Raw genomic sequence first — 10,845 nt, forward strand, 5'->3', positions numbered from 1 at the left:
CTGCTGTCTGCACAGGCGCTTTCGCGAGCAGGCTCGCTCCCACAGGTTGATTGGCATTCCAAGGGGAGATGACTGGCTCCCACAATGAAATGCAGTTCAATTGCGGGAGCGAGCCTGCTCGCGAAGCTTTTCAGCCTTTATGGCAATTCACGACTGGCATAAAACGCGCTGAGCACTTTGACCAGATGCGCCAGGTCATGGCTGCCGCACAGTTCGCGAATCGAGTGCATGGCAAAGGTCGGCAGGCCAATGTCGACGGTGCGCACACCCAGATGGCTGGCGGTGATCGGGCCAATGGTCGAACCGCAGCCCATGTCGCTGCGCACCACGAAGCTTTGCACCGGGACTTCTTCGGCCATGCACAGATGGCGGAAGAAGCCGGCGGTCTCGCTGTTGGTGGCGTAGCGCTGGTTGCTGTTGACCTTGATCACCGGGCCGGCGTTGAGTTTCGGGCCATGGTTGGCATCGTGCTTGTCCGCGTAGTTGGGATGCACGCCGTGGGCGTTGTCGGCCGACACCAGCAGGGATTTCTGGATGGTGCGCACGAACTCGTCGCCTTCCGGCAACAGGCGGCGCAGGGTTTGTTCGAGCATCGGGCCGTCGGCACCGCACGCCGAGCAGGAGCCGACTTCTTCGTGGTCGTTACAGACCAGCACGCAGGTTTCGTCGGTTTCGGCGGTGAGCAACGCTTGCAGGCCGGCGTAGCAGGACAGCAGGTTGTCCAGACGCGCACCGGCAATGAAATCGCCGTTCAGGCCGATCACCGCCGCGCTTTGCGTGTCGTAGAAACTCAGCTCGTAATCCAGCACCACGTCGGCGTTCAGGCCGTGTTCGCGGGCCAGTTGATCAGTGAGCACGGCGCGGAAATCGACGCGCTCGTCACCGGCGAATTGCGCCAGGATCGGCGGCAGTTCGGTCTGCGCGTTGATCGCCCAGCCCTGGTTGGCTTCACGGTTGAGGTGAATGGCCAGGTTGGGAATGATCGCGATCGGTGCCTTGAAGTCGATCAACTGGCTCTCGACCTTGCCGTCACGGCGGAAGGTCACGCGGCCGGCGAGCGACAGATCGCGGTCGAACCACGGCGCCAGCAGCGCGCCGCCGTAGACTTCGACGCCCAGCTGCCAGAAGCCCTGACGTTGCAGTTCCGGTTGCGGCTTGACCCGCAGGCACGGGCTGTCGGTGTGAGCGCCGACCAGACGGATACCGTCGTGCAGTGGCGAGTTGCGGCCCATTTTGATCGCGACGATCGAGGAGTCGTTACGGGTGACGTAATAGCGGCCGTTGGCCTCGGTGGACCATGGCTCGCGCTCGTCGAGGCGCACATAACCGGCGGCCTCCAGACGCTGAACGAGGCTGGCGGTGGCGTGGAACGGGGTAGGGGAGGCCTTGAGAAAGTCGATCAGGCCCTGGTTCAACTCTGCGCGCATAAGAAACTCCAGACAGCAATGGGCGGCAGTTTAACGCATCACTCGGCGCCATTGGGCAAGTGGTTTGCGCAAGCACGCTCAGGAGTGCTGATCGATGCGCTTGCGCAGGTAGGCGATGATGGCTTGTTGATCATCCTTTCTGGCGGGTTTCGGCAGGTGCTTCGGCCAGCCCTTGCCGCTGCCGAAGAAGGCCTTTTGCGCAACGCTGTCCCAACGCAGGATTTCCCGCGACGCCGATTCCCACCATTCGTGACGGCAGATCTCGTAATACGGGTGGGCAGGTGCAGCACTGCCGAACAGCAATGCCCGGCCGACTTTCTTCATGCCGCCGCGCTTTTTGCGCAGCTTCCACTTGATGCGCAGGCGCTGCCAGGTCGAGGGGACGGGCTTGCTGCGCGGAACCTCGGTGCACAGCGCTGGCAGTTCGGGGTGGAAAGCCTCGCCATGGCGGGCGAAAAAGTGTTTCTGCATGGCGTGGAAGAAGTTTTTGTCGGCGAAGTAGTGATAGACGAATTTCTTCGCTTCCTGGATCGGTTGGTCGCGCATGGCGAACGACAGTGCAATCTGTTCGATCGTATGGATGTCGAACGGGCCCTGCGTCCACTCATCGATCAGCCGGATCGACTTGTCCAGCAGCGCTGAATCGCCATCGGTGACGCCGCACAAGCCACTGTTGTAGAGCTTGAAGCTGTTCGCCGACGAAATCCCGTGGACTTGCAGGCAGTGCGCGAGTTTTTCGTAGTCTGCCCGGTTACAGACGTAACTCCAGTCGTATTCGAAGCGGTCCATCACGTAACGGCCGGGCGTGATCATGCTGAACAGCCGGTGCGGCGAATCAAGAAACAGCGTGTCGGTATCGACGAACAGGGTTTTTTCGGCGAGTGTAAGGCCCAGCGCAATGGCGCACGCTTTGCGGCGGTGGTGGTAGCCGTTTTCGCCCTGCCACTGGATCAGGGTCTGCTCGCTCAAAGTGACGGTATCGACCGGCCAGCCGGCATAGTCCTGCGGACGATCAGTCAGCACTCGGATGCACAGTGATTCACCTGGCTGCAGCTGTGCCAGGGCGGTGAGGATGCTGAATTTCGCCTCGCGCCGATAAACGTCTTTGTCACCATAGATCAGGTAGAGCAACTGGTGCGGCACTTTTTCCATGGGGGGGAAGGCTTCGCGCATAAGCGGCTCCATACGGCGGGGGGCGCGAGTCTACCGTATTGCTCCGCTGATTTGCAGGCCGGGCACTTGCTTCAAAGTGTTGCCGGGGTGGGCGTCAACCGGTGATCAGTCTGCCACTGAGGAAGACTTCTCGGCGCTGCTTGCGACCGACGTATTCATGTTTGCTCAACTGATAGACCGCCTCGAACCTGTCTCTCGATAGACCGGGCAGCGCGCTGAGATATTGATCTACCAGGCGATCGTAGGCGGCTTCGGTGATGAATTTGTAGATATCCCGACGATAGAAGAAGCCGAGTTGAAAACCGAGTGTTTCACTTGGGTGCGCGGTCGGGCCTGCGAAGCAGTTTTCAAAGTCGATGGCTTTGAGTGGCCTTTGCGTTTGCTCGGGCACCATGATGTTGCCCACCCAGAAATCCATGTGAGTGATGTTCTTGCTGGCGAGCGAGCTGAGCAGTTGAAACGCGTCGAGGATAAAGGTCTCGATGTTTTCGGGATTGCGTCTGATGCACTCCGCCCCATCCATATGGCCTTCGAGCAGGTGAGTCAGGAGGAAAAATTCCTCGGTCAGGCCGAGTCTGCTGCGGGTATAGCCATAGCCCTTCAGCGCAGGCATCTCCACGCCCCGGCGCTGAGCTTCAAAGGAATTCATCAGTTCTTCGAGAGGCCAGTCGAAGCGCCCGTTGCGTTGCGGTTTGTTCAGGCTCACCCGCACCTTTGCCTTGAACGTGTCCAATGGCTGGACCTTGGCAAATAGTGGTGTTTCACAGGACGATAACGGTGCGCTGGCTCGGGTCAGTTTGCGCGCGCGGCGTTTTTTAATGAGCTGCTCCAGGGCCTGGCGTGCCTGGATGCTGGGTGCTTCGCTCAGGTGCAGGGTGGTGTTACCGAATGCGCACACAATGGGGTATTCGGATTGAAGTGTTTTGCTGCAGAACACGGAAGAGGCCTCCTGCCTGATATCGAAGTGCTATGATTTTATATTTGATTACAATTTTATGACAGTTCTTTACGTCAATCTATTGCCGGTGGAATTCTGGCAGGACAAAAAAAGCCCTTCGCAAGGAAGGGCTTTCAAAGTATTTACGCATTTCAGAATGGCGCCGGGCACTCGAAGCGCAGGCGTTCGCCGGTTTGCGGATGAGTGAAGCTGAGCATGCTCGCGTGCAGGCACAGACGTGGCCAGGCCGCCAGCGCTTGCTCGTGGGCGTAGAGTCCGTCACCGAGCAGCGGATGGCCGATCGACAACATGTGCACGCGCAGTTGATGGGAGCGACCGGTAATCGGTGTCAGTTCGACGCGGCACCAGTCGCCGCACCGTTCCAGCACCTTCCAGAACGTCAGCGCATGTTTGCCGAATTCGTGATCGACCACATGCCGTGGTTTGGTCGGCGGATCGTAGCGAAGGGGCAGATCGATGCTGCCGCTGTCCAGTTCCGGCTGACCCCAGGCCAAAGCGGTGTAGGCCTTTTCGGTTTCGCGATCATGAAACTGCCGCGACAGCTCGCGATGGGTGTCGGCATCCCGGGCCAGCAGGATGATGCCCGAGGTTTCCCAGTCCAGACGATGGACGATGCGCGCTTCCGGGTAGCCGTTTTCCTGCAAGCGGGTAATCAGGCAGTCCTTGTTGTCGTCAGCGCGACCGGGCACCGAGAGCAGCAGGGTCGGTTTGTCGACCACCAGTACGGCGGCGTCCTCATGGATGATGCGGATGTTGGACAGCGGCATTAAAACAGCCTCGTAACAAATGCCAACGGCGGTTCAGGACCATTCCACTGGGGAATGGCCCTGAACCGCCGTCATACCTGCCGGATCGACTCAGCGATCGGGCAGGGTGATGTTGAGTTCCAGAATCGAGCAACTGCCCTGGCTTTCCAGTGCAACATGTACGTCGTCGTTGCCGATGTTGACGTACTTGCGGATCACGTCGACCAGTTCCTTCTGCAAGGCTGGCAGGTAATCCGGCGTGCTGCGCTGGCCGCGCTCATGCGCCACGATGATCTGTAGACGCTCTTTCGCTACCGAGGCGGTACTTGGCTTTTTGTTGGCACGAAAGAAGTCAAAAAGGTTCATTACCTACCTCCAAACAGGCGCTCGAAGAATCCCTTCTTCTCGACATCGAGGAATCGGTGGGCTTTTTCTTTGCCCAGCAGGCGGTCGACGGTATCGCTGTAAGCCTGACCGGCATCGCTCTGGTCGTCGAGAATCACCGGCACGCCCTGGTTGGAAGCCTTGAGCACCGCCTGGGATTCCGGGATGACGCCGAGCAGGGTCACCGAGAGAATTTCCTTGACGTCTTCAACGCCAAGCATCTCGCCCTTCTCGACACGCTCCGGGTGGTAGCGAGTGATCAGCAGGTGTTCCTTGATCGGGTCTTCGCCACGTTCGGCGCGGCGCGATTTGCTCGCCAGCAGGCCGAGCATGCGGTCCGAGTCACGTACCGAGGACACTTCCGGGTTGGTCACGACGATCGCTTCATCGGCGAAGTACATGGCCAGGTGCGCACCTTTCTCGATGCCCGCCGGGGAGTCGCAGACGACGAACTCGAATTGTTCCTTGAGCTCCATCAGGACTTTTTCCACGCCTTCGACGGTCAGCGCGTCTTTGTCGCGGGTCTGGCTGGCCGCCAGTACGTAGAGGTTTTCCAGGCGCTTGTCTTTGATCAGTGCCTGTTGCAGGTTGGCTTCGCCGTTTACCACGTTGACGAAGTCATACACCACGCGGCGCTCGCAACCCATGATCAGGTCGAGGTTACGCAAGCCCACGTCGAAGTCGACGATCACTGTTTTGTGGCCGCGCAGAGCGAGACCGGTACCGATAGCGGCGCTGGTGGTGGTCTTACCCACACCACCCTTGCCGGATGTAACCACGAGAATCTTGGCCAAGGTGTTTCACCCCTAAGGAAGAAGGACTGTTCAGCCCCTGAAAAACATCTCTTGAAAACTACTGCAGTCGGACAGCCTTGGCTGGAATTTGGCTTTGGGCCTTTTTCCTACTTCGTTTGAGCCGTTTTCGCTACGTTTTAGAGATGCTTGGAAAATGCGGCAGTATCCGTTAAAGCCGAATGATGTTCAACACGTCGCCTGACAGGCTGACCTGGACGCCCGAGCCCCACATCGGATCGCGACGCAAATCCTCGGAGACCTTGTAATGACCGGCGATGGAGATCAGTTCAGCGCTCAATTGCTGACAGAAAATCCGTGCCTTGGTGTCACCTTTGACGCCGGCCAGCGCACGGCCGCGCATCGGGCCGTATACATGGATGTTGCCATCTGCAAGAAGTTCCGCCCCCGGACTGACCGAAGAGACCACGACCAGATCGCCACCCTGGGCATATATCTGTTGGCCACCACGTACTGGCGTGGTGATTACGCGGGTCGGTTTGACGCTCGGCTCAGGCGGCTTTTCCGGCTTCTTTTTGACTTCGGCTTCCGGCGTCTCCAGCGGGCGCTCGCGGGCGCCGGAGGGCGGCAGCACGGGGATGTCGATGGCGATGGCAGCGGCGATGTCTTCGATGCGGCTGGCACGAATGGCCAAGGTACGCAGGCCGTGCTGACGGCAGACGCGCATCAGCCCCGGCAGATCAACCGCGCCTTGGTTCGGCGGCAGTTTGTCCAGCGCCAGGACCAGCGGTGCATTGCTGAAAAAATTCGGCGCCTGGGCGACTTTGGCGGCCAATTGCCGATCGAGGCTTTCGAGGTCGTTACGGGCCAGTTCCAGCACAGTGATGGCCAGCATGCTGCCCTTGAGCTGGAATACGGGATCTTGGTCTAACGGGTCGGTTTGGCTCATGTCGGCATACAACGGCTTGTCACTAAAAGTGCCGAGACTTATAACGAGAACGCCCGCGAGCCGCAAGCCGGGTCGAACGATGTAGAATGCGCGGCCACTGTATTTACGGAAGCTTTAATGGATCGCCCGCGTTTTCGAAAAGCATATCTTGCTCCGCGCTTCTGGCCGCTCTGGTGCGGCCTGGGGCTTTTGTGGCTGATCGTGCAGCTGCCGTATCCGGCGCTGCTGACCATCGGTCGAGTTTTGGGCGCGTTGATGTATCGCGTCGCCAGCGACCGGCGAACCATCGCCCGGCGCAATCTGGAATTGTGCTTCCCGGAAAAATCCGCCGCCGAGCGCAAACGCCTGCTCAAGGAAAACTTCGCCTCTACCGGCATTGCCTTTTTTGAAATGGCGATGAGCTGGTGGTGGTCGCGCGAGCGTCTGGCGAAACTGGCCCACGTCGAAGGCCTTGAACATCTGCAGAAGGCCCAGCGCGAAGGCAAAGGCGTGATCCTCATGGCCGCGCATTTCACCACGCTGGAAATCGGCGCGGCGCTGCTCGGCCAGCAGCACACCATCGACGGCATGTACCGCGAACACAAAAATCCCTTGTTCGACTTCGTCCAGCGCCGTGGCCGCGAGCGGCACAATCTCGATTCGCTGGCGGTGGAGCGCGATGACGTACGCGGCATGCTCAAACTGCTGCGCTCGGGACGGGCGATCTGGTATGCGCCGGATCAGGATTACGGCGCCAAGCAGAGCATCTTCGTGCCGCTGTTCGGCATTCAGGCCGCCACCGTCACTGCGACGACCAAGTTCGCGCGCCTGGGCAAAGCGCTGGTGGTGCCGTTCACTCAGGAACGTCTGGCCGACGGCAGTGGTTATCGCCTGGTGATTCATCCGCCGCTGGAAGACTTCCCCGGCGAGAGCGAGGAGGCCGATTGCATCCGCATCAATCAGTGGGTCGAGAGCGCTTTGCGTGCCTGCCCCGAGCAATATCTATGGGCGCATCGGCGCTTCAAGAGTCGCCCGCCGGGTGAGCCGAAACTTTATCCCAAGCGTCGTTGATTCACCCGTACTGACAAGCACTGTGGAGTGTTGCGATGAGTCCTGTTGAACCGGTCACAGGTTTGATTCTTTCCGGCGGCGGGGCTCGGGCGGCTTATCAGGTCGGGGTGCTGGCGGCGATTGCCGAGTTGCTGCCGGTCGGCGCGGACAATCCGTTTCCGGTGATCGTCGGCACCTCGGCCGGGGCGATCAATGCGGTCAGCCTGGCCAGTGGCGCCACGGATTTTCGCGCCGCCATCGAACGCCTGACCCAGTTCTGGCAGGGCTTTCGCAGCCACCGCGTGTTGCGCAGCGACTGGCCTGGAGTCATCCATCAAGCCAGCCGCTTCGTCAGCCACAGCCTGCTCGGTCTCGGTCGACAGATGCCGGTGGCGCTGCTCAACAGTTCGCCGCTGCGCGAACTGCTCGAGGAAAAACTGCACCTGCCCGGCATCGCCGAATCCATCGCGCGCAAGCAATTGCATGCGGTGGCGGTGACCGCGTTCGGCTACGAATCGGGGCAAGCGGTGACGTTCTATCAGGGCGGCGGCACCATCGACGCCTGGCTGCGGCACCGCCGCATTGGCGTGCCGACGCAATTGTCGGTCGATCACCTGTTGGCCAGTTCGGCGATCCCGCTGTTGTTCGCGCCGGTGAAAATCGGCGAGGAATATTTCGGTGACGGCGCAGTACGCCAGTCGGCGCCGATCAGCCCGGCGCTGCATCTGGGTGCCAGTCGCGTGCTGGTGGTGGGCGTCAGCGGCAACCCGCGCGGCGTTGATCCGCAGCAGCCGCTGGAGCGCGCCTACAGCGGCCAGCAACCGACGCTGGCGCAGATCGGCGGGCATATGCTCAACAGCACGTTTATCGACAGTCTGGAAAGCGATATCGAGTTGCTGCAGCGTCTGAATCAGTTCAGTCATTTGCTCCCGGCCGGCACACCCACTCGTGCACTGGGTGTGGCGCCGGTGGAGGTGCTGGTGATTGCCCCAAGTCAGCCGATCGACGAAATCGCCGCGCGGCATCGCCAGGAACTGCCAGCAGCGTTGCGTCTGTTTCTGCGCGGTCCGGGGGCGACGAAGACGAGCGGGGCGGGGGTGCTCAGTTACCTGCTGTTCGAGGCGGGGTATTGCAGCGAGTTGATCGAGTTGGGGCGGCGGGATGCGCTGGCCAAGCGCGAGGAGCTGTGCCGGTTTTTGCGGATATCTGAAGCGGTGGCTCCTTCCTGAAATTACGGTGAGCCTGTTCGCGAGCAAGCTCGCTCCCACAGGGTTTTGCATTGAATGCGCAATTTGCAGTCAACATAGAACCACCGTGGGAGCGAGCTCGCTCGCGAAGGCGTCGGGGAGGACGCCGCCGGGTCAGAAGTGGAACTTGACCAGGAAGCTCGTGGTGCTCTGATCGGTCTTGAAGTACTGGCTGTCCTTGATCCCGTACTTGTCCGACCAGTAGTCGTACTCGACACCGACATACAACTGCTTCTCGCCGAAATTCAGCGCCTTGCCCAGGTCGTATTTGACCTGCGGGTTGAAGTGCAGGTTGGCGTGGTAATCGCCTTTGGAGTTGGAGTCGTTGTCGACCACCCAGTCCATGAAGCCGTCGATGAGGATGTTCGATTTGCCCACCGGAATGGTGTAGGACCACACCGGGGTGATCTGCCAGACATTGTCACCGGCGCGTGCGCCCTGGGTGTGACGCTGGTAGAAGTTCAGCTGGAAGTAGTCGAAGCCTGGAATCGCCAGGTCGAAGCCCGGACCGATCAGGTACGACTCGGTATCGCCTTCACCGAACTCGTAGGTCATGGCCAGCAACACGTCAGTCACCGGGCCGAAGGCCAGTTTCTGATCGAAGATCTTGCCGAACGACAGGCGCGGGCTGAGCTCGCCGTAGTAGGTGTTGGAGCCGACGCCGCCATCATCCTTGCCGTTGTAGAAGATCTTGTCGATGAACAGGAAGTTGTCCCCATACTTCCAGGCATCGGCGTGCTCGAAGGTCACGGTCTGCTGAATGCGCGGGTTGACCTGGAAGTCCTTGCCATACAGGTAGGTCAGGCTGTTGTTCTGCCACTGCAGCAGGCCTTCGGCCATCGCCTGGCCGCCGGCGAACATCGATCCGGCCAGCATCAGGCTGGTGCACATACGTTTCATTCGGTTGCTCCCAAAGTAGGTGTTCCACGTTATTTTTTTAAGTTCGGCGCTCTGATGTGGCGCCTTTTTTCGTACCGCAGATTTCATCCGATCGGTCAGCTTTGAATGCTGGTAGCAAAAGCTGCGCCAAGGCTTTCGAAAAACCAAAAAACGCCCGTTCGGCTGCTGAAAAACAGTCGACGAGCGTGTTTTCGGGATGCCTCAGGACTGACCGCAGCCGGGATAAGTTGGCTTTTCGGTCAGAAATTGAATTCGGGCTTTTTTTTAGAGCGAATTCGGAAGGCCGCGGAGAATACTGACTCCTCGGCCAAGGCTCAAGTGCTCCGCAACAGAGCACCGACGACAGGCATGGCGCACGGTTGCGGGCCATTTCAGAAGTGCACCTTCAGCAGCAGGCTGGCAGTGTTCTGGTTGGTATCGAACGAGTGGCTGTTTTCGATGCCGTATTTGTTCTTCCAGTAGCTGTACTCAGTGCCGACGTATACCTGTTTCTGGCTCCAGCCCATGGCTTTGCCGAGGTCGTATTTGATCTGCGGATTGATGTGCAGGTTGGCGTGGTAGGTGCCGCGTGAGTTTTCGTCGTTGTCGACGACCCAGTCGAGGTAACCGTCGATCAGCACATCGGAATTGCCCAACGGAAAGCTGTAGGACCACGCGGGGGTGATCTGCCAGACACCGTCGCCGGGCCGCGGGCCTTCGGTCTGGCGGCGGAAAATGTTCAGGGTGACGTAGTTGAAGCCGGGCACTTTCAGATCGAAGCCGGGACCGATCAGGTAGGCCTCGCTTTCACCTTCGCCGTACTCGTAGGTCATCGCCAACAGCACATCCTTGATCGGGCCGAACTCGATCTTGCGGTCGAGGATCTTGCCGAAAGACAGGCGCGGGGTGAACTCGCCGTAGAAGGTGTGCGGACCTTTGTTCGGGTCCTCCTTGCCGTTGTAGAAGATCTTGTCGACGAACAGAAAGTTGTCGCCGTACTTCCACTTGTCGGCGTGCTCGAAGGTGACCGTCTGCTGATAGGACGGGTTGATCGCGAAGTTCTTGCCGTACAGATAGCTGAGGCTGTTGCTCTGCCACAGCAGCAGATCGCCGGCCATGGCCTGACTCGCGGCCAGCAGGCCGCCACTCAACAGAACGTTGCTTTGCGTGCGGATCATCTGTTGCTCCCTTTTGTTTTTATTGTTTGAGGCACAAGCAGTTGCGTAGTCCCTGTGGGAGCGAGCCTGCTCGCGAAGCAGTTGTGTCAGTCGCCATCAATGTTGAATGACACAGTGCTTTCG

The 10,845-nt window shown here is 59.6% G+C and carries 11 protein-coding genes; 2 read left to right on the forward strand and 9 right to left on the reverse strand.

Features of this window, described 5'->3' with window-relative positions; translation table 11 throughout:
* Positions 1-137: 137 nt before the first annotated feature.
* The 7 genes from QMX86_RS18360 to minC form a co-directional block, all read right to left on the reverse strand.
* On the reverse strand, positions 138-1,427 hold the full coding sequence (locus QMX86_RS18360; RefSeq protein WP_016773748.1) for a M18 family aminopeptidase: 1,290 nt from the start codon (positions 1,425-1,427) through the stop codon (positions 138-140).
* 78 nt (positions 1,428-1,505) lie between these two features.
* Positions 1,506-2,600: a hypothetical protein gene (locus tag QMX86_RS18365; RefSeq protein WP_151551843.1), complete on the reverse strand. Its 1,095-nt coding sequence runs from the start codon at positions 2,598-2,600 to the stop codon at positions 1,506-1,508.
* A 94-nt stretch (positions 2,601-2,694) separates the two neighbouring features.
* The gene (locus QMX86_RS18370; protein ID WP_282384574.1) at positions 2,695-3,537 is read right to left on the reverse strand and encodes a hypothetical protein; all 843 of its coding nucleotides are present in this window, start codon (positions 3,535-3,537) and stop codon (positions 2,695-2,697) included.
* A 152-nt stretch (positions 3,538-3,689) separates the two neighbouring features.
* Positions 3,690-4,325, reverse strand: coding sequence for an RluA family pseudouridine synthase (locus tag QMX86_RS18375; RefSeq protein WP_024012204.1), 636 nt, complete (start codon positions 4,323-4,325; stop codon positions 3,690-3,692).
* 90 nt (positions 4,326-4,415) lie between these two features.
* Positions 4,416-4,670, reverse strand: coding sequence for a cell division topological specificity factor MinE (minE, locus tag QMX86_RS18380; protein ID WP_003223146.1), 255 nt, complete (start codon positions 4,668-4,670; stop codon positions 4,416-4,418).
* A complete protein-coding gene (gene minD, locus QMX86_RS18385; RefSeq protein WP_007913953.1) occupies positions 4,670-5,482 on the reverse strand; it encodes a septum site-determining protein MinD in 813 nt (270 codons plus the stop codon). The genes minE and minD overlap by 1 nt, the downstream gene beginning before the upstream one ends.
* Before the next feature lie 169 nt (positions 5,483-5,651).
* Positions 5,652-6,389 (reverse strand): septum site-determining protein MinC, encoded by a 738-nt coding sequence (minC, locus tag QMX86_RS18390; protein WP_024012205.1) that lies wholly within the window; start codon positions 6,387-6,389, stop codon positions 5,652-5,654.
* 117 nt (positions 6,390-6,506) lie between these two features.
* Here minC and QMX86_RS18395 point away from each other — a divergent pair, with 117 nt between their 5' ends.
* Both QMX86_RS18395 and QMX86_RS18400 read left to right on the forward strand, forming a co-directional pair.
* On the forward strand, positions 6,507-7,439 hold the full coding sequence (locus QMX86_RS18395; RefSeq protein ID WP_041479319.1) for a lipid A biosynthesis lauroyl acyltransferase: 933 nt from the start codon (positions 6,507-6,509) through the stop codon (positions 7,437-7,439).
* 35 nt (positions 7,440-7,474) lie between these two features.
* Entirely contained in the window at positions 7,475-8,647 is a 1,173-nt protein-coding gene (locus QMX86_RS18400) for a patatin-like phospholipase family protein (protein WP_282384575.1), read from the forward strand.
* 132 nt (positions 8,648-8,779) lie between these two features.
* Here QMX86_RS18400 and QMX86_RS18405 read toward each other — a convergent pair whose 3' ends face one another.
* A complete protein-coding gene (locus QMX86_RS18405) occupies positions 8,780-9,565 on the reverse strand; it encodes an outer membrane protein OmpK (RefSeq protein WP_056784020.1) in 786 nt (261 codons plus the stop codon).
* A gap of 371 nt (positions 9,566-9,936) precedes the next feature.
* On the reverse strand, positions 9,937-10,722 hold the full coding sequence (locus QMX86_RS18410) for an outer membrane protein OmpK (RefSeq protein WP_039763797.1): 786 nt from the start codon (positions 10,720-10,722) through the stop codon (positions 9,937-9,939).
* Positions 10,723-10,845: the final 123 nt, after the last annotated feature.

The organism is Pseudomonas sp. PS01270, from assembly GCF_029959775.1.
Lineage (GTDB): Bacteria > Pseudomonadota > Gammaproteobacteria > Pseudomonadales > Pseudomonadaceae > Aquipseudomonas > Aquipseudomonas atacamensis.